The organism is Vibrio gazogenes (assembly GCF_002196515.1).
Lineage (GTDB): Bacteria > Pseudomonadota > Gammaproteobacteria > Enterobacterales > Vibrionaceae > Vibrio > Vibrio gazogenes_A.
On record NZ_CP018835.1, the window covers coordinates 528,118 to 549,136 of the forward strand.

Annotated in this window: 19 protein-coding genes and 4 tRNA genes; 8 read left to right on the plus strand and 15 right to left on the minus strand. The window is 44.9% G+C overall.

Translation table 11 applies throughout. The features are described 5' to 3' along the window. Positions 1 to 933: 933 nt before the first annotated feature. Positions 934 to 1,530 (minus strand): hypothetical protein, encoded by a 597-nt coding sequence (locus tag BSQ33_RS02330; RefSeq protein WP_088133176.1) that lies wholly within the window; start codon positions 1,528 to 1,530, stop codon positions 934 to 936. 209 nt (positions 1,531 to 1,739) lie between these two features. Here BSQ33_RS02330 and BSQ33_RS02335 point away from each other — a divergent pair, with 209 nt between their 5' ends. From BSQ33_RS02335 to purT, 6 genes are all read left to right on the plus strand, one after another. Continuing rightward, positions 1,740 to 2,486, plus strand: coding sequence for a S24 family peptidase (locus BSQ33_RS02335; RefSeq protein ID WP_088133177.1), 747 nt, complete (start codon positions 1,740 to 1,742; stop codon positions 2,484 to 2,486). A 249-nt stretch (positions 2,487 to 2,735) separates the two neighbouring features. Continuing rightward, complete coding sequence (sbcB, locus tag BSQ33_RS02340) at positions 2,736 to 4,160, plus strand: exodeoxyribonuclease I (RefSeq protein ID WP_021021769.1); 1,425 nt, start codon at positions 2,736 to 2,738, stop codon at positions 4,158 to 4,160. 99 nt (positions 4,161 to 4,259) lie between these two features. Beyond that, positions 4,260 to 4,625, plus strand: coding sequence for a CidA/LrgA family protein (locus BSQ33_RS02345; RefSeq protein ID WP_027694409.1), 366 nt, complete (start codon positions 4,260 to 4,262; stop codon positions 4,623 to 4,625). A gap of 12 nt (positions 4,626 to 4,637) precedes the next feature. Next, positions 4,638 to 5,327: a CidB/LrgB family autolysis modulator gene (locus tag BSQ33_RS02350; protein ID WP_021021767.1), complete on the plus strand. Its 690-nt coding sequence runs from the start codon at positions 4,638 to 4,640 to the stop codon at positions 5,325 to 5,327. A gap of 147 nt (positions 5,328 to 5,474) precedes the next feature. Next, positions 5,475 to 6,362, plus strand: a complete 888-nt coding sequence (gene cdd / locus BSQ33_RS02355) for a cytidine deaminase (RefSeq protein WP_088133178.1) — start codon at positions 5,475 to 5,477, stop codon at positions 6,360 to 6,362. A 141-nt stretch (positions 6,363 to 6,503) separates the two neighbouring features. Next, positions 6,504 to 7,679 (plus strand): formate-dependent phosphoribosylglycinamide formyltransferase, encoded by a 1,176-nt coding sequence (gene purT / locus BSQ33_RS02360; RefSeq protein WP_088133179.1) that lies wholly within the window; start codon positions 6,504 to 6,506, stop codon positions 7,677 to 7,679. Positions 7,680 to 7,823: 144 nt separating this feature from the next. Here the strand turns inward: purT and BSQ33_RS02365 are convergent, their stop codons facing one another. The 13 genes from BSQ33_RS02365 to BSQ33_RS02425 all read right to left on the minus strand — a co-directional run bounded on the left by BSQ33_RS02365 (position 7,824) and on the right by BSQ33_RS02425 (position 19,067). Continuing rightward, positions 7,824 to 8,468 (minus strand): thiopurine S-methyltransferase, encoded by a 645-nt coding sequence (locus BSQ33_RS02365; protein WP_021021764.1) that lies wholly within the window; start codon positions 8,466 to 8,468, stop codon positions 7,824 to 7,826. A gap of 141 nt (positions 8,469 to 8,609) precedes the next feature. Then, the gene (gene ihfA / locus BSQ33_RS02370; protein WP_021021763.1) at positions 8,610 to 8,909 is read right to left on the minus strand and encodes an integration host factor subunit alpha; all 300 of its coding nucleotides are present in this window, start codon (positions 8,907 to 8,909) and stop codon (positions 8,610 to 8,612) included. A 408-nt stretch (positions 8,910 to 9,317) separates the two neighbouring features. Further along, positions 9,318 to 11,705, minus strand: coding sequence for a phenylalanine--tRNA ligase subunit beta (gene pheT / locus BSQ33_RS02375; protein WP_088133180.1), 2,388 nt, complete (start codon positions 11,703 to 11,705; stop codon positions 9,318 to 9,320). An 18-nt stretch (positions 11,706 to 11,723) separates the two neighbouring features. Beyond that, a complete protein-coding gene (pheS, locus tag BSQ33_RS02380; protein ID WP_074373463.1) occupies positions 11,724 to 12,707 on the minus strand; it encodes a phenylalanine--tRNA ligase subunit alpha in 984 nt (327 codons plus the stop codon). Between the two features lie 355 nt (positions 12,708 to 13,062). Next, positions 13,063 to 13,138: transfer RNA gene (locus BSQ33_RS02385), tRNA-Gly, on the minus strand. A gap of 11 nt (positions 13,139 to 13,149) precedes the next feature. Further along, positions 13,150 to 13,236 (minus strand) — tRNA-Leu (locus tag BSQ33_RS02390). 261 nt (positions 13,237 to 13,497) lie between these two features. Further along, a complete protein-coding gene (locus BSQ33_RS02395; protein ID WP_088133181.1) occupies positions 13,498 to 14,616 on the minus strand; it encodes a carboxylate--amine ligase in 1,119 nt (372 codons plus the stop codon). Beyond that, positions 14,604 to 15,863 carry a F390 synthetase-related protein gene (locus tag BSQ33_RS02400; protein WP_088133182.1) on the minus strand — a complete coding sequence of 420 codons (1,260 nt, stop codon included), beginning with the start codon at positions 15,861 to 15,863 and terminating at the stop codon, positions 14,604 to 14,606. The genes BSQ33_RS02395 and BSQ33_RS02400 overlap by 13 nt, the downstream gene beginning before the upstream one ends. After that, positions 15,860 to 16,723 carry an MBL fold metallo-hydrolase gene (locus BSQ33_RS02405; protein ID WP_088133183.1) on the minus strand — a complete coding sequence of 288 codons (864 nt, stop codon included), beginning with the start codon at positions 16,721 to 16,723 and terminating at the stop codon, positions 15,860 to 15,862. Before BSQ33_RS02405 ends, BSQ33_RS02400 begins: the two co-directional genes overlap by 4 nt. After that, positions 16,692 to 17,678, minus strand: a complete 987-nt coding sequence (locus tag BSQ33_RS02410) for an NAD-dependent epimerase/dehydratase family protein (RefSeq protein ID WP_021019713.1) — start codon at positions 17,676 to 17,678, stop codon at positions 16,692 to 16,694. Before BSQ33_RS02410 ends, BSQ33_RS02405 begins: the two co-directional genes overlap by 32 nt. Then, on the minus strand, positions 17,675 to 18,670 hold the full coding sequence (locus tag BSQ33_RS02415) for a ketoacyl-ACP synthase III (RefSeq protein WP_021019712.1): 996 nt from the start codon (positions 18,668 to 18,670) through the stop codon (positions 17,675 to 17,677). The genes BSQ33_RS02410 and BSQ33_RS02415 overlap by 4 nt, the downstream gene beginning before the upstream one ends. Before the next feature lie 227 nt (positions 18,671 to 18,897). After that, a tRNA-Gly gene (locus BSQ33_RS02420) sits at positions 18,898 to 18,973 on the minus strand. A 20-nt stretch (positions 18,974 to 18,993) separates the two neighbouring features. Beyond that, a tRNA-Cys gene (locus BSQ33_RS02425) sits at positions 18,994 to 19,067 on the minus strand. 262 nt (positions 19,068 to 19,329) lie between these two features. Here BSQ33_RS02425 and BSQ33_RS02430 point away from each other — a divergent pair. Together BSQ33_RS02430 and BSQ33_RS02435 are read left to right on the plus strand one after the other, a co-directional pair. Next, positions 19,330 to 19,572, plus strand: coding sequence for a TIGR02647 family protein (locus BSQ33_RS02430; RefSeq protein ID WP_021019711.1), 243 nt, complete (start codon positions 19,330 to 19,332; stop codon positions 19,570 to 19,572). A gap of 8 nt (positions 19,573 to 19,580) precedes the next feature. After that, positions 19,581 to 20,411 carry an NAD(P)H-binding protein gene (locus BSQ33_RS02435; RefSeq protein WP_088133184.1) on the plus strand — a complete coding sequence of 277 codons (831 nt, stop codon included), beginning with the start codon at positions 19,581 to 19,583 and terminating at the stop codon, positions 20,409 to 20,411. A 20-nt stretch (positions 20,412 to 20,431) separates the two neighbouring features. Here BSQ33_RS02435 and BSQ33_RS02440 read toward each other — a convergent pair whose 3' ends face one another. Next, a complete protein-coding gene (locus BSQ33_RS02440; RefSeq protein ID WP_027694097.1) occupies positions 20,432 to 21,013 on the minus strand; it encodes a thymidine kinase in 582 nt (193 codons plus the stop codon). Positions 21,014 to 21,019 lie beyond the last annotated feature (6 nt).

A 21,019-nucleotide genomic window follows, 5' to 3' on the forward strand; every position in this document is an offset into this window, starting at 1 on the left:
CGCATTATTGCGAACAGAAAATATAACAGATCCACAATGGTGAAAATAAAAAATCTCCACAATTTTGGCAGAGCTTTGCATTGTGGATATCATGCGCCATTCAAATGTATATTTCAATACTTCCTTTCGCATCATTGCGAACAGAAAATATAACAGATCCACAATGGTGAAAATAAAAAATCTCCACAATTTTGGCAGAGCTTTGCATTGTGGATATCATGCGCCATTCAAATGTATATTTCAATGCTTCCTTTCGCATCATTGCGAACAGAAAATATAACAGATCCACAATGGTGAAAATAAAAAGCTCCACCATTTTGGCAGAGCTTTGCATTGTGGATATCATGCGCCATTCAAATGTATATTTCAATACTTCCTTTCTCATCATTGCGAACAGAAAATATAACAGATCCACAATAGTGAAAATAAAAAAGCGCCACCATTTGGGCAGAGCTTTGCATTGTGGATATCATGCGCCATTCAAATGTATATTTCAATGCTTCCTTTCGCATCATTGCGAACAGAAAATATAACAGATCCACAATGGTGAAAATAAAAAAGCGCCACCATTTGGGTAGAGCTTTGCATTGTGGATATCATGCGCCATTCAAATGTATATTTCAATACTTCCTTGCGCATTATTGCGAACAGAAAATATAACAAATCCACAATGGTGAAAATAAAAAAAGCTCCACCATTTGGGCAGAGCTTTACATTGTGGATATCATGCGCCATTTGAATGTATATTTCAATATATTATTTCACATCATTGCGAACAGAGAACATATAACAAACTCAAACAATGGAAATAAAAAACCATTCAGGCATAGTTTTTATTGTGAATGTCACATGCCACTCAAGTATATATTTCACACTATTGATAAAATTAAATTATATTCAAATATAAGTATTTTTATATGGTATAAAAATATTTTAATTCATGAGAGCATACGCTTCTTCTTCTAATTTTATTCTTTCCATCAACGTCAACATAGCAGCATTACGTTGTGCCGCAAGCCACTGACTCAACTGTTCCAGAACGACATGGTATCGTTTAAATATCGGGTACGAACAAATAAAGTGATTAGAACACATCGCAACATAACGTGATTCAGGACTCCATAATACGCGGCCGTCTTTACAATGCGTACACTTTCTCATCTGCCGGTGAGGTGTCTTATAAAGACCAGTACCACCACAGGATGAACAAATACAGCCTTGTGGATGAGTCGCTTCTTCAATTGCCGCGTTGACCATTGCTGCAAATGCTGACTCACTGCGCTGACCACGCCAGTTTGTCGTTAGTGTGACAATTTCAGACTGGATCTCTTTTTCCAACGCCCGGCGAGAATGAAGACATCCCTGTGTTTCGACAAATAAAATGAGAAAGCCAACCGGTGAGGCTTTCCAGCTTACACCGACCATTGAGAGCTGTTCCTCAACACTGAATCGACTTTTTCCTCCCTGATTCATTTTTTGATAATCCATACTTTTCAGATTAAATTTTGCCAGTAATGTTTCAGGTCTCATGATTTTCCCTTATAAAAAACAAATAGTTACATATAAAAAGTGTTGCTGGTCTTATCATGATCCCGTTTCATTTAAAACAGTTTCAGGCAGTAGCAATTCTGATGCGACTTCATTACAATAAGAACCAATAGTTACAAAATTAAATACAACTATCGGTTTGTTTTCAAGCCCACAATGCGAACTATCAGTTTCATATTAGAGATTTAATCATGACTAACCATAATGTTCTCACTTTTGCGCAACGGCTCAACACAATCTGCGATGAACAAGGGATTCCTGTACGAGGCAGAGCCCGGTATCTACAGGAGAATCTCCCCTACCGGCTCTCACTGACTGGAATCAGAAAATGGTTAATCGGTGAAGCCATACCAGAGACGTCAAAACTGATCAATATCGCGGAATTACTAGGGACAACAGTAGAGTGTCTACTCGGGAGCAGGGATACACTGGCGCTCAAAAAACCAGAAATAAGCCATCAATCATCGAGTGTCATCACAGCAAATACAACGCCAGACAAGAGTATTCAAAACTTTAAGCCACTGGCGAAACATCAATCCAGAGTATTACCTCTATTGACGCCAGAGCAAGTCCTCGCACAATCGAACGCACCTCTTCCCCCCCGTGATGTGACAAAGTGGGTAACCGTCAGCGATGATATTTCAGCGCAAGCATTCGCGATGCAAATACATGGCAACTCAATGTGTAATCCGAATGGTTTTCCAAGTATCCCCGAAGGTTCGATCGTGATTGTCGAACCCAATCATGAGATGCAACACGGTAAAATCATCGTCGTCGTTGACTATCATTCGCATGATTATGTCTCTGTCAAAAAACTAGAAATTGACGGTCCACATCAATTACTGGTATCACTCAATGCAATCTATCGTCCCCTTGAATTTGATACCGATCGATTCCGTATCATCGGCCACGTCAAACAAATTATGATGACACTCTAAGACATTCTGTTTTCTCTTCATCACCGAAATGATAGTATTCGCTATATTGGTATGACAGTCGGCATCGGTACACATTGATGAATTGTCTTGCCTTTCGATGACTGATTATCGGATACTTATTGAAATAGAATCACTGCCAACGAGATGATCATCTCTACCAGTTGTGAAGTCCATCCTGCCGTTGTTCCAATGGCCTGTCGTATTCATTCAATTGGTTGATTTAGCTGATTTAATCAACACATAAAGCATATGAAAAACAACGCACAACCAACATTCTTCTTCTTTGACTATGAAACCTGGGGAGTCCATCCCGCGAAAGATCGTCCCTGTCAGTTTGCCGGGGTCAGAACAGATATGGACTTCAACATCATTGGCGAGCCGCTGGTCATCTTCTGTCAACTGCCGGTCGATTATCTGCCGACACCGGAAGCCGCACTCATCACTGGTATTACGCCACAGCAAGCGAATACCAAAGGTCTGTCAGAGCCCGAGTTTATTCAGCGTATCCATCAAGAATTGTCTCATCCCAATACCACCTGTCTGGGCTATAACAATATCCGTTTTGACGATGAAGTAACCCGTTATACCTGTTATCGTAATTTTCTTGATCCTTATGCATGGAGCTGGCAAAACGGCAATTCGCGTTGGGATCTGCTAGACGTCGCTCGCGCCTGTCATGCATTACGCCCGGAAGGGGTTGTGTGGCCTGAAAATGAAGATGGCAATACTAGCTTTAAACTCGAACATCTTTCCGTTGCAAATGGTATCGAGCATAGTAATGCCCATGATGCGATGGCCGACGTGTATGCAACCATCGAATTGGCAAAAGTCATCAAGAATGCGCAACCGAAATTATTCGATTATTTCTATTCCATGCGCCATAAACGCAAACTGAATGCTTTAATCGATATTGTCAGTATGACGCCCTTAATGCATGTGTCCGGTATGCTCGGCAGCCACTGCCAATATACCAGTTGGGTTGTGCCGCTTGCCTGGCATCCGCATAACAAAAATGCAGTGATCATGGTTGATTTGGCGAAAGATCCTCAGCCTCTCTTTGATCTCAATGCTGACGAAATTCGGGAGCGGCTCTACACAAAACGTGATGATTTACAAGAAGATGAGTTACCGATTCCGGTGAAGCTGGTTCATCTCAATAAGTGCCCGATCCTCGCTCCTGCCAAGACGCTCACAGCAGAAAATGCGCGTGTGATTGGCATCGATAGAGACAAATGTTTACATCATTTATCTCTCATGAAGCAAGCTCAGGATATCAGAGAAAAACTGGTTCAAGTATTTAGTGAAGAGAGAGACTATCCAACGGATACTGACGTCGATACGATGTTATACCAAGACTTTTTCAACCCGGCTGACAAGGCTGCGATGGAGATTATCCGCCAAACATCGCCCGAAGCCTTACAAGACTTATCAATCTCTTTCCAAGACGCACGGATTAAGCCCTTATTATTCCGTTATCGAGCCAGAAACTATCCTGAAACACTCACCTTGCATGAACAAAAACAGTGGCAATCACACTGTCAGGACTACTTCTCCCAACATATGGATGATTATATTCTTCGTCTGGAAAATCTGGCTCATGAACATGAGCACGATCCTCATAAGATGCAGATCCTGAAATCAATCTACCAATATGTGCTTAACCTGACATCATAACGGACCGCTTGCTGAATCTCTCTGCTTCATGCAAGCCCTACTGATGAATATGACTTGCATGAGCCAAAAATAAATCATCACTCAATTTCGGAAATCGACATGATCATTTCACTACTCAAATTTGTGGTTTCTTTGGGATTAATTATGGCCTCCCTATGGCTTGGTACACTCATTCAGGTCTGGTTACATCTTTCTATTCCCGGGAGTGTTTTGGGAATGCTGATTCTCTTTATCGCACTCGCCAGTGGTCTGTTACCCGTCTCGTGGGTGAAACCGGGGGCGTCACTATTTATTCGCTATATGGTTTTTCTCTTTGTACCGATCAGTATCGGTTTGATGACCCATTTCGACACACTGATTGAGAATGCACTCCCCATATTTGCCAGTGCCATTGGAGGGACAGTCATTGTGTTGGTCTGTATGGGTTTGTTACTCGATCGTATGCTGAAAAAAGAACACCTCTGAGGAATATCATCCATGTGGCTGTTGATTACTATTGTTATTTTCTTTGCCGTTCGCTGGTTATGTCAAAAATGTAATACCCCTTTAGCGAACCCACTACTTATTTGTGTCATTATCATTATCGGCATTCTGCTCTATTTTAACGTGCCCTATGAAACTTACGCCGCAGACAATCAATGGGTGAATTTTTTACTCCAACCCGCAGTTGTCGCCCTTGCCTACCCTCTGTATGAGCAATTACCGCAAATTCGTGCCAAATGGCGAATTATCCTGTTTGCCTGCGTTTTTGGCAGCGTCATGTCGATGCTGACCACGGCATTGATCGCGGTTTTATTCCATGCTGATACACCGCTTATCGCCGCGTTACTTTCCAAGTCAGTCACGACACCGATTGCCATGGAAATCACCAGTAACCTTGGTGGTGAGCCATCAATTGCTGCAATCCTGGTACTGATTGTCGGACTATTCGGCGCTATTTTCGCTTATCCGATTTATCGATTACTCCATATCACCCATCCAATCGCAAAAGGGTTAACCATGGGAAGCATTTCCCATGCATTAGGCACAGCCAGTTGTGTTGAAAATGATCCCCGCGATGCAGCATTCAGCTCACTAGCACTCGTGCTTTGTGGCATCATCACTTCAATACTAGCCCCTCTCGCTTACGCATTGGTGCTATGGTTAAGTCCATTACTGACAACTTAGTGAGTGATTGCATTTCTTAATGTTGATTTATGTCACATTATTGATGAAATAAAAATAACGTACATCACTATAACAGGAATTCAGTCACAACAATTTCATCAAACTGCGTTAGTATGAAATGCCTGAAGTGATGAAAGAGATGAACATATGACCCAAGACCGACTCACTGTTCTCAGCCAATTACCAGCAGCACTGGCTAAACCACTCGAAGAGATTGTTATCAATCCGAAATTTTCAGCCACTCTCACAGAGCAACAAGTTGCGCATTTAATGGATGCGACCGGTTTCGATGCCGTCATCCTCGCTCAACATTTACTCCCGTTGGCAGCTCTTTATGCGGAGACACCCGTTTCCGACTTCCATGTTGGTGCCATCGCTCGAGGCCGCTCCGGCGCACTGTATTTTGGTGCCAATATCGAGTTTTCCGGAGTCTCACTTGGACAAACGATTCATGCAGAACAAGCCGCCATTGCGCATGCATGGATGTGTGGTGAAAACGAACTCAGCGACATTATTGTTGATACACCACCATGTGGGCACTGCCGTCAGTTTATGAATGAACTTGCCAACGTTGAGGCACTCCAAATCACGCTTCCCAATCAGGCAACGAAAAAACTACACGATTACCTTCCGGCAGCTTTTGGCCCAGCAGATCTGGGCATGAAGATTCGACTCATGGATCAGCAAACACATCAGCTCCAAGCTGATTATTCAGATCCATTACAACAAGCAGCATTGAAAGCTCTCAATCACAGTTATGCACCCTATAGTCATTCACTGAGTGGTGTCGCTATTGAACTCAAAGATCAACACATTTGTCTGGGAGCTTATGCCGAAAATGCAGCTTTCAATCCAAGCCTTCCACCTCTGCAAGTTGCGGTGATCTTGCTCAAAATGGGTGGCTATTCATGGCATGATATCAATCGTGTCGTGCTTGCTGAGACCAAAAATGCAACTGTGACCCATTTAGATACAACCCGTTCGGTGTTGCAAAAAATTACGCCACATATTCAGCTGGAACATATTGAGATATAGCATTATAAATTTATAACTAGCTAATTATTAAAGATAAAAAATAAATCCCTATCTAAAACCCCAGAAAAGCAAACGTTTGCTTTTCTGGGGTTTTTCAGTATGATTGCCGCAGTTTTCAAAATGAGAAGAGGTAATCAGAGAATGTTAGGGACAGCGACAAGAGAAAGTGCAACACGAGTTCTGTTACTTGGCTCCGGAGAGTTAGGTAAAGAAGTCGCCATCGAATGCCAACGATTAGGGCTGGAAGTTATCGCTTGTGATCGATATGCCGACGCACCAGCAATGCAAGTTGCGCATCGTTGCCATGTCTTTAACATGTTGGATGGAGATGCACTGCGTCGTGTCATCGAACTCGAAAAGCCCGATTATGTTGTCCCTGAAGTGGAAGCGATTGCCACGGCAACACTGGTCGAGTTGGAAGATGAAGGCGTTCATATTGTGCCAACAGCCAAAGCGACTCAGTTGACAATGAACCGCGAAGGCATCCGTCGTCTGGCAGCTGAAACATTATCTCTCACGACCTCTCCTTACCGTTTTGCAGATAACTATCATGACTTCCGTGATGCCATTACCGAAATCGGGCTTCCCTGTGTTGTTAAGCCGGTAATGAGTTCCTCAGGCAAAGGCCAGAGTGTTCTCAAATCAGAGCAAGATATCGATAAAGCTTGGCATTATGCACAAGAAGGGGGGCGCTCCGGTGCCGGTCGAGTGATTGTTGAAGGTTTTATCGATTTTGATTACGAGATCACCCAACTCACGGTAAGCGCTGTTGATGGCATCCATTTCTGCGCCCCCATTGGCCATCGGCAAGAAGATGGCGACTATCGTGAATCTTGGCAGCCTCAAGCGATGTCTGAAGCGGCCCAAAAAAATGCTCAGACGGTTGCGGAAAAAATTGTTACCGCACTCGGTGGATACGGAATCTTTGGTGTTGAACTATTCGTTAAGGGTGATCAAGTCATTTTCAACGAAGTCTCCCCTCGCCCCCATGACACGGGACTCGTTACTTTAATCTCGCAGAATTTATCTGAATTCGCCCTACATGTCCGTGCATTTACAGGGTTACCTATCCAGCAGATTGTATCGTATCAGCCTGCCGCATCAGTGGCTTTACTCGGCCAGGGCACATCCGATAATGTCCGTTTTGATGGTGTGGCGAATGCACTGATGGTTCCCAATACACAAATCCGTCTGTTCGCGAAACCAGAGATTGATGGCAGAAGAAGACTCGGGGTGACGCTCGCCACAGGCGAAGATACACAACAAGCGAAAGACGCCGCACTGGCGTGTGCGAGTCATATTGTCTTACACTATTGATATCATCTCATCGACCCAAATATGTTCTTAATCGATAAGATGATGCAAACCACGTTAGACCATTTAAATAAAAAAGAGCAATAGAATGAAAACAGGCCGGAACGTGCATTACGTCCCGGCCTGAATTTTTCTCTAATATAACAACTAAGCTTCAATCAACCACACTTCATCAGCAAATCGACTTAGCTTTTGTTTCGCAATTTTCGGATGTCCCGGATCGGCTTCTTTACGGCAGAGCAATGTCATTTTCATCCCCTGAAACAAATGCTGGATCTGGTTACGATCAACACTAAACGGTGGTCCGGCCAATTCTGTCTGCTCATAGTCAACAGAAATTAAAAGCATCCGCCCGCCTGGCTTTAACAAAGCACGTAACCGTTGTATATACGCATCCCGCTGGGATGGCATGATAGAAACCAATGCCGCCCGATCATAAATCAGCTCGATATGCTCAAGTGGTGCAGTAAAAACATCACCCTGATAAATTTGTAATTCATCAAACTCATAGCACTGATGAAATGAATCAATCTGTGTAACTAACGGTGTATAAAAGTGTTCAGAGAAAAACGATCTCACGGCAATCTCACTGAGTTCAACACCGATGACTCTGTCATGTTTTGCTGCTAACCAAACGAGATCTTCACTTTTACCGCACAAAGGAACAAAGACTTGCTCCTCTCGCTGCGGTGACAATGCAGGCCAGTACTCCAACAGCAGTGGATTCACATCTGTCATATGGAAACCGATGCGGTTGGCAGCCCACTTACTATGCCAAAATTCCTTATCCATGAAACACTTCTCTAATATAAAAACAACAGCCACTGATCAGCACGCTATAACAGCACTGTTTATCAGTGGCAAAAAAACTAGAGATCGAAAAATAGAGTCATTCTCATGAAAGCGGCATGATCACCACACTTTCAGAGTATGCTACCTTTCATTCGGATCGATATTTTCGACACGAGCTTTCAATTTTTGTCCTGGACGAAATGTAACAACACGTCTTGCAGTAATCGGAATATCCTCTCCGGTTTTCGGATTCCGCCCCGGACGCTCATTCTTGTCTCGCAGATCAAAATTACCAAAACCAGACAATTTGACCTGTTCGCCATTTTCCAGAGCTTTACGGATTTCCTCAAAAAATGCTTCAACCGTTTCCTTGGCATCCCGTTTACTGAACTCAAGCGTTTCAAACAGGTTTTCAGCCAAATCGGCCTTTGTGAGCGCCATAAAACTTCCCTCAAAGCTATATTGAACCTTACTGTCGATGTGACAGCACCAAAGCATTTTTACTCAGCCAATCAACAACATATCGGCTTTATTGTAAATAGTGTATGCCAACCTTCTGATTTACGCCAACTTTTTTATTAAATCGCTCGCAAAAGAAACACGTTATTCGCGACTATTGTGGGAGCATGTCACATTTAAATCAGCAAAAACTGATGATTCAATCGAGAAGAGATGATGTAATCTATAGGAACCCTACAATATAACCAATTGATTATTATCATAATAATGTCAAATCTACATCAAAACCTCAAATATGTGAACTCAGCGCCTCTGAATATTTTTTATTTCCGATAAAAAACAGGCTGGTGACATACATTCACCAGCCTGTTTATACGATGATAACAAAGATTAATCGCGCAGGAATGCACCATATTGCTCAGAAACAGCAGTAACGATTTCGCTAACCACAGCGGAAATTTCAGCTTCTTCAAGCGTCCGATCGACAGACTGCAGCGTCAACGCAATCGCAAGACTCTTCTTACCGTCTTCAACCCCTTTGCCGACGTATACATCAAAGAGTTTCGCTTCTTTCAGAAGCGGTCCACCAGCATTGGCACAAGCAGCGACGACTTCACCAGATGTAACCGCTTGATCAACCACTAAAGCGATATCACGACGGTTCGCCGGGAATTTTGAAACTGATGCAATTTCGGGAATTAAGCGTTGATTCAGCCCACACCATTCAATTTCGAACACAATGGTTCTGCCATTCAAGCCAAACTTACGTTCAACTTCAGGGTGCACAGCACCAATGACACCAATTTGCCGTCCTTCATAATAGATAGCGGCCGCCTGTCCTGGGTGCAATGCTGGATGTTGGGTCGCAGCAAATGAATAAGCGTTCGGATTTGAAGTCAGCTCCAGAATCGCTTCCACATCACCTTTTGCATCAAAGAAATCAACAGTGCGGCTCTCTACATGCCAGTGCTCTTCTGTCTGAGGCCCGGCAATCACACCGGCAATCATTGCTTCTTGACGAATGCCCTGCTCAGCGTGTTGATCAGGAATAAAACGTAAACCATGTTCAAACAAGCGTACACGAGATTGCTGACGCTTCTGATTATGAGCGACGGTATTCAACAGCCCTTGGATCAAGCCTAATCGCATTGCTGACATATCCACTGAAATCGGATTTGGCAGTACCAGTGGCTCAACATCAGGGACAATCTGTTTTTGTTGTTCCGGTTCAACGAAACTATAAGTAATTGCTTCGTAATAACCACGATCAACTAACAGATCCCGAACGCGTTTCAATGGTAAATCAGCTTCTTTGTGCCGATTCATGGTTAATCCGGCTTGTGGTGCCTGAAGCGGAATATTGTCATAGCCGTACAGACGACCCACTTCTTCAATCAGATCCTGTTCAATAGCAATATCGAAACGCCATGTTGGTGCAACAGCACGCCAACCGCCTTCAACAGTCGTCACATCCATCCCCAAACGAGTCAGGATTTCAACCACATCTTCATCAGAAATCACATGTCCTAACAGACGGTCAAGCTTTTCACGACGAAGCGTCACTTGATTCGGTTTTGGCAGGTGTGATTCAGATTCAGCAACCACTATAGGAGCAGCTTCGCCACCACAGATGCTTAGTAGCAGCGCAGTTGCCCGCTCCATCGCATTGGTTTGCAGAGCATAATCAACACCGCGTTCATAACGCATTGAAGAATCCGTATGCAAGCCATAACTTCTCGCACGCCCACGAATACTATCCGGTGTGAAAAAGGCACATTCCAACAAGATATCTTGAGTTTGTTCATTAACGCCAGACGCTTCACCACCAAATACCCCGGCAATCGCCAGCGCTTTCTGATGATCAGCAATGACCAATGTATCACTGTTCAGTGACACTTCCGCACCATCTAACAGAGTCAGTTTTTCATCTTGCTCTGCCATCCGCACCACAATACCACCTTCAATTTTAGCCAAATCGAAAGCATGCATGGGTTGGCCTTGCTCTAACATGACGTAATTGGTCACATCAACAACCGGATCAATTGAACGTAATCCACTACGACGCAATTTTTCCTGCATCCATAATGGGGTTTTCGCATTCAGATTGACATTTTTCACAATGCGGCCGAGGTAACGAGGACATGCACTCGGTGCTTGCACATCAATCGCAATTTGCGCATCAATTGAAGGAGCGGCAACTTGAAGATCCGGAGAAGCAACATCCATCCGATTCAAAGCACCGACTTCACGGGCCAAACCTCGTAAACTAAAACAATCGGCACGATTTGAGGTTAAATCCACATCGATAGTGACATCATCTAATTTCAGGAAAGCCCGAAAGTCCATGCCGATCGGTGCGTCAGCAGACAGCTCCATGATGCCGTCGGATTCAACATCGATACCGAGTTCTGAAAATGAGCACAACATGCCGTGAGAAGGTTGACCACGCAATTTCGCTTTTTTAATTTTAAAATCACCCGGCAGAACAGCCCCAACTGTTGCGACCGCGACTTTCAAACCTTGACGACAGTTTGGCGCACCACAAACAATATCAAGCAACTCGTCTTCACCAACATCAACTTTCGTCACACGAAGCTTGTCGGCATCTGGGTGTTGACCACATTCGACCACATGGCCAACTTTTACACCGGTGAATGTACCGGCAACAGCAGTCACATCATCAACTTCAAGACCTGCCATTGTAATTTGATGCGCCAGTTCATCTGTCGTTACAGAAGGATTCACCCACTCGCGCAGCCATGATTCGCTGAATTTCATTCTAATTTCACCCCTGAATTACTTGAACTGTTTGAGGAAACGCAGATCATTTTCGAAAAATGCCCGCAGATCATTGACTCCGTAACGAAGCATCGTCAGACGCTCAATCCCGATTCCGAAAGCAAATCCGGAATATTTTTCAGGGTCAATACCAACACTACGCAAGACATTCGGGTGAACCATGCCACACCCCAATATTTCAAGCCATTTTCCGTTTTTCCTTTTCACATCAACTTCTGCTGACGGCTCAGTAAACGGGAAGTAAGAGGGACGAAAACGAACTTCAAGCTCTTCTTCAAAGAAGTTACACAAAAAGTCATGCAAGATGCCTTTCAAATGTGCAAAATTCACATTTTCATCAATCAGCATACCTTCTACCTGATGGAACATCGGTGTATGCGTCTGATCATAATCGTTCCGATAAACACGGCCAGGGGCAATAAAGCGTAGCGGTGGCTGACTGGCTTCCATCGTTCTGATCTGTACGCCAGACGTATGGGTGCGGAGCATTAACTTAGGATTAAAGAAAAAAGTATCGTGATCGGTTCTGGCCGGATGATCTTCTGCAATATTCAGTGCATCAAAGTTGTGAAAGTCATCTTCAATTTCCGGTCCGGACTCAACGGTAAAGCCCAGTTCACCAAAAAAGCTTTCAATGCGCTCAATCGTCCGAGTGATCGGATGAATGCCACCATTCTCGATTCGGTGTCCCGGCAGCGTGACATCAATGGTTTCGGCAGCCAGTTTTTGTTCTAATTCTGCACGCTGTAGTGCTTCTTTTCTGGCAAAAATAGCCTGCTGAACCGTATTTTTGGCAGCATTGATTTCCTGACCGGCAGTTCGGCGCTCTTCTGGGGGTAACTTACCCAGATTTTGCAACTGAGCAGTCAGCTCGCCCTTTTTTCCCAGATACTGAACACGAACTTCATCCAATGCATTCAGCGTGTCAGCAGCCTGAATTGCCGCACTTGCACTGGCAATAATCTCTTGTAGATGTTGCATCGTTTCCTCATCTGCCTTACTTGGCAGTTCCCACAAAGGTTCTTTCGGTTTCCCGAACAATTTTTAGGTCTAATAAAATAGCTATACATAGTACCCAAAGCCGCTTGTAAAGCCAAATTGTAATCGTTTTTCATGTGGTTATTGAGCAATAATTCAACAGAGTTTGATGACAAAAAATTAACGACTAGGGTTTTATTGAAAAATCTTCTCGGAAGAATAGGATGACATCAGGGCTTTGGTAGATGGTATTGACGGATCGAATCACAACAGGATCATCAAAATCCGACAAAAGATAATAAAAAATTGTATGAAGACGAAATTGAATTATTGAAGAGAAGATAGATGAACTGAGATTTGGAGCGACATACGAGGTTCGAACTCGTGACCTCAACCTTGGCAAGGTTGCGCTCTACCAACTGAGCTAATGTCGCATTATCTTTGATGGTGCCCCGGGCCGGACTTGAACCGGCACAGCGCGAACGCCGAGGGATTTTAAATCCCTTGTGTCTACCAATTCCACCACCAGGGCAGAGCATATCAAAGCATTACCTCACTTGAATGATTCCTAAAAGGTAATCACCACTGAGGAACGAGAGGTACTTTACTGGATTCAAAATTTTCGTCAACAAGAAAATCCACCATGATGAACTGTATGGCTAAAAATCGGTCTATTTCCTCATTTTCTGTGCGTTTCCCCAGGCTGATTGGTCTTGATCAGCTGAGATATGAGGCGAACCGAGATACATCTGAGGGTTAAATAGTGTGACGAAGTTCACCAAAAGGGTAAGTTTCAGACGGTCTGTCCTGGCCCATTCCATTCGATATCATAAGTTGATGCCTGACTGAGCGAAATTCGGTGTTTTTTAGCTTGTCGATAGAGTTCTGAAAAGCTCAATACAGGGGCGAATATCGATAATTCTTTGTGATGGCGCTGCATGATATTTTTACCCGAAAAATAGCCTTGCCATGTTTGATATCGGAATAACGATGCCATACCACCGGCTAAAAATACCATCGCACCGAGATGGTAAAGTGATGCGAGTTTTGGCTCAGAGAACACAAACTGGGGCATGACAGATTGACAAAATGGTGCGACCAAATGCAACCCACTGGTTGCCCGCGGGTTACACTCAATCACATATAAACCGTGCGGGTCACGTATAAAATCAAATGAAACCTGCCCGTGATAACCAAATCGCTGTCCAAATGCGCGCATAAATTGTTCGATTGCCGGATCATCAATGGGCTGAAAAGCACTGGCCGCAGACTGATTAACACACAGTCTCGGTCGATAAGCCTGGTGAATCTGCATCTGCCCGTTCTCAAACAAGGCATAGTTACAAATCGGCTGCCCCGCTATTTTTTGTTGCTGAACCCAAGGCACATCGGCCGATATGTTGATCTGTGCCAAGGCTGGTGGAGTGACATCACAGATCACTTGTGCGCCAAAACGAGAATAAACCGGCTTCAATACGGTCTCAGGACCACACTCCACATCATAGCGATCAGTGACTAAATGAGTCGCTGGGAGCACGACGTTGGGCAGCCCGGATAAAGCGTCAAAGACTGTCAATTTATTGTGTAATACTAGTAATAATTCTGCATCCGGCATAAACCAGTTCACATGAGGTCTTTGCTTTACGATCTCAGCGAGAAAAAACACTTCTTCACAGGTCGGTACGACCATATCAATATCAAACTGATCAATGATATCGAGTATCTGCGTCTGGTAATCAGCAAAAGAAAACCGAGGTGAACTGGTTTGAATATAACCTTCAATCTGCTTTAGAAATGATCCCAAAGGCTGTTTTAATGCATCAGTCATGATAACCCGGTGTCCCTGACGACAGAAAATGTTTGCCCACTCTAATGCCACTGGCGCACGCGCGCCGGTAATCAAGACTTGCATTCATTCACCACTCGTCGTTGTTTATTCATCGGGTGCCAGTCAGGTGGTGGTGCATATTCACATGTTACAGTCACCTGCCCCAATTGCTGTAACAACCCCAATAACGCCTCCTGAATCATTTGATGAAACTGGGGAGCGGCTTCAATTTTTAAGTGATTGGCGCTGGTTTGGGTAATGCGATAATCCACGCGTTCTTCTATCGCCAGTGTGACAGCGCGATAGACCAGATCCGGTAATACGACGGTCTGTGCCCCGCCTTGTTCTAACACCAGACAATCACCACAGCGTCCGGCAATCGCACCGAGCGGCTCGAATGGCGCGTCATCTTGTTTCGCAGCAATCACATCATCAAGCTGATAACGAATGACCGGCTGGGTTCGGCGCCGGAAATCGGTAATGATCGGGCTGTAATGCGTTTTTTCCGGATTTAACCAATGCTTCTCAATATGAACGATATCCTGATTCCAACGCATCTGCCCTTGCATATCCGTACAGGCAAGAAAACCTTCCGTACACTGATAAACTTCATGAAGTTCACTGGCAAATGTCTGCGTTATCAAGGTGCGGTCAACGGGGGTTAAGACTTCTGCCCCGGAGATGATGCGTGCAGGAGACATCTTCCGCTCACCGAATGTCCCAGTGTACATTGCGCAGCATTGCAATGCCTGCGCACTGCCAATCAGGAGTGTGGGCTGAAAACGATCCAACGCCCGAATCCAAACCTCATAAGGTTGATTTAAATCGGCGTAAAAGAACTGAATCGGCCCTTTGGCAACAGATTTATATAACGGACTGTTTGCCCGGAGTGCCAATGCAATCCGATGTTTCTGCCATAGATGAGGCAGTAGCTTGGCAAGTATGTTACCGGCCCACAGCTGTTTTTCCCGGTCATCAGCCAAAAAGAGTCCTCGTTGACCCGAGGTTCCCGAGGAGAGCCCGACCGTTACATCATTGACAACCGATTGTTCAAACCGTCGTGATTGTTCCGCTTCGAGTGCAACTGACATCAACTGATCTGTTTTTAATCCACGGGTATTGATCGTCTCCAGATTCGCCATCATCAGCGATTTATTCATGATGGGAAATGCTTCAAGCGGCTGATTACGGAACGACTGATAAAAAGGTGAATGTTGACAGACCCACTGCAAATGGCGCTCTAGCTGTTTATCTTGCCAAGACAGCACTTGGGAGCGAGAAGCAAACCGATGATAGCGTGCAAAAGCAAACTGACGTAACAAGGTGATCATCGTAGCCATCCTTGCTCACAGAGTGCCCGAATACTGGTCAGGCAATGGGAAGGCACAAACTGAATCTCCGCTTTAGCGAGTCGATAACATAACCTCAATTGTGCCAATGTCTGACGGTATGCTTTAGTGTCTTCACAGATAATATTCGCCAGCCAGTGCTGATCCAGATTGTCACTGAGGCTCTCGATCAGCCAACAGGCATCAGCTAACAAAAATACCCATTGCGCCTGCAATCGGACTAACATCCCCATCTGACCGGCAGCATGTCCGGGCAAGCTGACCAGATAAAGTGAGCCGTCATTAAACAAATCTTTACAATACAGCTCAACACCTTGAAGCTGTGGTAAAAGTGCATCGATGCGGTGATCAAATTGATCATGAAAGTGCAACTGTTGGTGAATATCATCCGGAATCAGTTGACGCAAATACCCTTTTCTGACACCACTAAAACGACCTCGATGCTTGATCGCATTAAACCCCGTTTTTGAGCAGTGAATCGCAGCATGGCCGAATTCACTCACCGCAGCGATATGATCGGCATGGAAATGAGACAATACCAAATGGCTCACCTGTGGTGTATCAATCCCCATGCGACCAAGCTGCGCAGTAATGTCTTCTCCATGCTGCAAATGGCACGGTGTTGTCCATGCATAAAACCTTTCCGGAAAGGTGCGCGTCGCAGCGAAGAAATGCTGATGATATCCCGTATCAAAGAGTACATAGCCCTGCTCAGGGTGCTTGATCAAAGCCACCGCAGCGGGGAAAGCCCTTGGTTTGAGGCCACTGCCGGGTTTGACGACAAACCCCGGATGAACACAATAGCCACCTTCAAAGATTCTGAGTTGCAAACCATCTGACATATTGCTCGATTCCTTGGTTGATTGTGACATGTGGCTGATAACCTAATATTTCTCTGGCTTTCGTGATGTCCAGCGTCTGGTGATGATGAAGAAGTCCGGCGCTATAGTGAGTCAAACGGGGCTCAGGATGAGAAGGAAGCCGCTGACGGATCCACTCATTCAGTGTCAAGAGTGGCCGCAAAACCGAATACGGGAGTCGTCGGATAGTCACCGGATGATTCAGGGCCGTCAGCAACTGTTGCAACAGCATCTCAACAGGCATCGGTTCACCGTTACTGATATTGAAAATCTCCCCGTGTGACAAATCTTCAATTTGGGTACAGGCCAGCATCGCAGCATGGGCAACGTTATCAACACACGTTAAATCGACCACCGGATTACGGCCTGATGGTAATAGCAACTGCCCGCGGAATACGCTACTCAGCACTCGTGGAATGATCGCTCGGTCATTCGGCCCGAAAATACCACGCGGACGTAAAATAATACTTTTGACTGGATTATTCTCGACCACACGTTCCGCGAGATATTTCGTTTTCGCATAGTCATTACACCATTGACGCGCCAGCGCATCTTTCTCGGTAATTGCCCATCGGTCAGCGTAGTCAAAATAGACACTGGTGGTTGAGATATGAACCAGACATGGCACATTCTGAATTCGGGCCGCTTCAACAAGATTCTGGGTTGCCGCAACGTTCGCTTGAAAGAATTGCTCGTAAGTTCCCCAAGGGCTGGATAAAGCGGCACAGTGAATGATGGCATCAACGCCCTGACAAGCCTCTATCAACGCTGCCCGATCATTTAAATCCAGTAAATATGCAACGGCATTATAGTCACGTTCCAACTGGCGCGCGATATCAGCATTTCTGGCAATAAAACGGAGTTGGTGTTGCTGATGGAATAAGCGTATCAGTGCACTACCCAACATACCGCTACCGCCGGTAATGAGAATTTTCATAGATAAATCAAACCCATCCCAAGTGATAGCCCAGCAGCCGAACCGATCAGTAATACACTTTTACCCTTCGTATCCGGTTCATGTCTCAGCAAATGGAGATTAATAGGAATGGAAGCAGCAACCTGATTGCCTAACGTTGAAAAACGGTTGACGACTTGCGAGGCAGAAAACCCTGTCATTTTGGGCATTTTTTCTAATGCCCGGAAGCTCGCCTGATGCGGCAGTAAATAATCAATATCGTCTTGACTCATCTGTGCCTGAGCCAGCCCATGTTGCAGAAATTCCGGTAAGACTTGAGCCACCTTGCGAAATAAATTTTTACCATCCATAAAAAAGCGACAAACATTGAGATTCTCATCGTGAGATATTCGATGAGGATTAAGAAAACTACCTCCGCCCGGGATCTGACAATATTGATATCCCGAATGATGGGTTTCAAAGCGACGAGTGACCAATCCGGGGCTATGCTGATTGGCCGCAAGTAAAAATGCAGCAGCACCGTCGGCAAATAACGTCGCAATTTCTTTCTGGGGAGGAAAAGAACGATTTAACGTAATTCCCGTTGCGACTTCACTCGTTACAATCAGAATACGTTGATAACGTTTTGCCAAAAACAGGCTGTGGGATAGATCCAATGCCGTTAAGAATGACAAACAGGTGCTATTTAAATCAAAGCTTTCGATACCGCACGGAGCATCAAGGGCAGCAAGCAGTGCAGATGCATCATAGGGTAACGATTGATGATGGGTCCCGCTGGCATAAATGACCAAATCAATATCTGAGAGACTGAATTCGGTCTGACTGAAACAATCTTCGACGGCCCTGCGCCCCATCTCGATCGCACTTTCCGTTTCTCCGGCAACATGCCGGTACTCAACGCCAAACCTTTTTCTGACTGTTCCGCTAGGCAGTGCCAGAAAATCGTCCATTTGCTCCGAAGACCACCGATTTTTAGGTAAATAGATACCACTAGAAACAATATCGAATGCCATAAGTTCTCATCACATCAAAATAAAAAACAGTGTTCAAAATACTATGAGGGACAATGTAAGTCTAGTCTATTTCATCGGTTATCATGACAATATGGGTCAAGTTCACATTCTGATTGACTGATGTGATAGACAAAAAACAGGGGAAACGAAATGCAGAAAGAGATATTAAAACAAACTCACAATAGCGACATGCTTTTGATTAGAAAATGAGATTCAGGAAAAAGATTTGGAGCGACACACGGGGTTCGAACCCGTGACCTCAACCTTGGCAAGGTTGCGCTCTACCAACTGAGCTAGTGTCGCATTGAAGTCTCGGAAGAAAATGGAGGCGCGTCCCGGAGTCGAACCGAGGTCCACGGATTTGCAATCCGCTGCATAGCCACTCTGCCAACGCGCCAACTTTTACATATCGAAGAGGTGAAATTCCCGTCTCTGATACGGGTTCGCATTCTACGGATTCACTCAATGCAGTCAACAAAATTTTTTGCTTTTTGAATTATTTGCCTATTTTACACTCAAATGGTGTAAGCCCCGCCGATCTCCCTGACCCGTCCCGTCAGATTCTTCTTCTGACCTAACAATTTCGACATTCAACTGTTGCGATATACAGCGGTTATTTCTATGGTAATGCCATCCATTTGTGAACAGGTGAAAATGCCATGAAATTTACTGCACAACTGCTTAATGAACTTAACTTACTACTTCAATTTGATCTGAATAGTCGTGATACCGGTATTAAAGTCCACAAAACGGCCGAAAAGAAAGTTCAGGATGCCGTTGAAGCTCTCTATCGGAAAAACCTATGCACCCATCCGGACGGTGGTTATTTAACTGATGAAGGTATCGAAATTGCTCAGGATGCTGATCGTATTCTCCGAGTGCTGGCACCGGAACCGGAATAAAAACAGAGATGACGAAACATATTACAATCATTGGTGCCGGCTGGCTTGGCTTACCACTGACACATCATTTATCTGATTCTTGCCGTGTTTTCGCCAGTAAAACCACACCGGCCGGAGCCGATGCCCTGAAACTTGAGGGCATTCGTAGTTTCTGCTTTCATTTCGAACAGTCCAACAGCCCCTTATCCGATACACTGGCCGCACAGCAGTCCGAAATAGTGATTGGCTGCTTTCCGCCTGGATTCAGACAGAATAAACAGGATGAATATGCGCATTATTGGGGCTACCTGGTCGAGCAATGCAAAATTGCACAAGTGAAAAAGTTAGTCATGATCAGTACGACCGGTGTTTATCCCAACCATCCCGGAGTGATGACAGAGCAAGATGCAAGCCTGACCCTCGCGCAAGATAATGCTGATTTCAGTACATCAGCCCGAGTCTTACTCACGGCAGAGCAGCATGTGATCGATAGCGGGCTCGACTATGCAATCCTGCGCTTTAGCGGATTAATCGGCCCCAAACGCCATCCGGCTCGATTTGTCCCTAAACTCAAACAAGTCAGTTCACGTGCACCCGCCAATATATTGCATCTTGATGATGCCATTGGCAGTGTTCGTTATATTCTGGAACAAGAACTCTCCGGGATTTTTAATGTCACAACGCCGGAAACCGTCAGCAAAGCAGAGTTTTATCAAGCAGCACTAGACACCGTGTCATCAGAAGCGGCTTTACCACCGATTGTCGCGCAGGAAGATAAGCAAGTCAGCAGTGATAAACTTTGCCGTTGCGGCTATTCATTCCATTATCAGCACACGCTGGATGCACTCCGTTACCTATAATCTTTTCAAGAAGGGGCCAATCACAGACGCCCCAATGCCTCTTTATAGTGTTTGCGACAAACGGAGACATAACGGTCATTACCACCAATATCAACCTGAGCACCTTCGGCAATCGGTTGTCCTTGGGCATCGACACGCACCACCATGTTGGCTTTTTTACCGCAATGACAGATGGTTTTCAGTTCCACCAACTTATCCGCCCAAGCTAACAGATGCTGACTTCCCGGAAAGAGTTCACCTTTAAAATCAGAACGCAGCCCATAGCAAAGCACCGGAATACCAAGTCGATCCACGACATCTGTCAACTGATACACTTGCTCTTTCGATAAAAACTGGCATTCGTCGATTAAAATACAGTCGACTTTCATTTGCTGATGTAATTGGTCAATTTCCTCAAACAAATCGGAAGACTCGCGAAAAAGATAAGCCTCTTCTTCCAACCCGATTCGAGAGCTGACTTTTCCCACCCCGAATCGATCATCAATGGCTGCGGTATAAATCACGGGATTCATGCCCCGCTCCCGATAGTTAAAAGAAGATTGAAGGAGTGTGGTCGATTTCCCTGCGTTCATAGCAGAGTAATAAAAATACATCTGGGCCAAAGTATT

What these genes read in the sequence shown, in the direction of transcription:
- BSQ33_RS02330 (WP_088133176.1), bottom strand. Translation starts at nt 1,530, where the DNA reads ATGAGACCTGAAACATTACTGGCAAAATTTAATCTGAAAAGTATGGAT.
- BSQ33_RS02335 (WP_088133177.1), top strand. Translation starts at nt 1,740, where the DNA reads ATGACTAACCATAATGTTCTCACTTTTGCGCAACGGCTCAACACAATC.
- sbcB (WP_021021769.1), top strand. Translation starts at nt 2,736, where the DNA reads ATGAAAAACAACGCACAACCAACATTCTTCTTCTTTGACTATGAAACC.
- BSQ33_RS02345 (WP_027694409.1), top strand. Translation starts at nt 4,260, where the DNA reads ATGATCATTTCACTACTCAAATTTGTGGTTTCTTTGGGATTAATTATG.
- BSQ33_RS02350 (WP_021021767.1), top strand. Translation starts at nt 4,638, where the DNA reads ATGTGGCTGTTGATTACTATTGTTATTTTCTTTGCCGTTCGCTGGTTA.
- cdd (WP_088133178.1), top strand. Translation starts at nt 5,475, where the DNA reads ATGACCCAAGACCGACTCACTGTTCTCAGCCAATTACCAGCAGCACTG.
- purT (WP_088133179.1), top strand. Translation starts at nt 6,504, where the DNA reads ATGTTAGGGACAGCGACAAGAGAAAGTGCAACACGAGTTCTGTTACTT.
- BSQ33_RS02365 (WP_021021764.1), bottom strand. Translation starts at nt 8,468, where the DNA reads ATGGATAAGGAATTTTGGCATAGTAAGTGGGCTGCCAACCGCATCGGT.
- ihfA (WP_021021763.1), bottom strand. Translation starts at nt 8,909, where the DNA reads ATGGCGCTCACAAAGGCCGATTTGGCTGAAAACCTGTTTGAAACGCTT.
- pheT (WP_088133180.1), bottom strand. Translation starts at nt 11,705, where the DNA reads ATGAAATTCAGCGAATCATGGCTGCGCGAGTGGGTGAATCCTTCTGTA.
- pheS (WP_074373463.1), bottom strand. Translation starts at nt 12,707, where the DNA reads ATGCAACATCTACAAGAGATTATTGCCAGTGCAAGTGCGGCAATTCAG.
- BSQ33_RS02395 (WP_088133181.1), bottom strand. Translation starts at nt 14,616, where the DNA reads ATGCAAGTCTTGATTACCGGCGCGCGTGCGCCAGTGGCATTAGAGTGG.
- BSQ33_RS02400 (WP_088133182.1), bottom strand. Translation starts at nt 15,863, where the DNA reads ATGATCACCTTGTTACGTCAGTTTGCTTTTGCACGCTATCATCGGTTT.
- BSQ33_RS02405 (WP_088133183.1), bottom strand. Translation starts at nt 16,723, where the DNA reads ATGTCAGATGGTTTGCAACTCAGAATCTTTGAAGGTGGCTATTGTGTT.
- BSQ33_RS02410 (WP_021019713.1), bottom strand. Translation starts at nt 17,678, where the DNA reads ATGAAAATTCTCATTACCGGCGGTAGCGGTATGTTGGGTAGTGCACTG.
- BSQ33_RS02415 (WP_021019712.1), bottom strand. Translation starts at nt 18,670, where the DNA reads ATGGCATTCGATATTGTTTCTAGTGGTATCTATTTACCTAAAAATCGG.
- BSQ33_RS02430 (WP_021019711.1), top strand. Translation starts at nt 19,330, where the DNA reads ATGAAATTTACTGCACAACTGCTTAATGAACTTAACTTACTACTTCAA.
- BSQ33_RS02435 (WP_088133184.1), top strand. Translation starts at nt 19,581, where the DNA reads ATGACGAAACATATTACAATCATTGGTGCCGGCTGGCTTGGCTTACCA.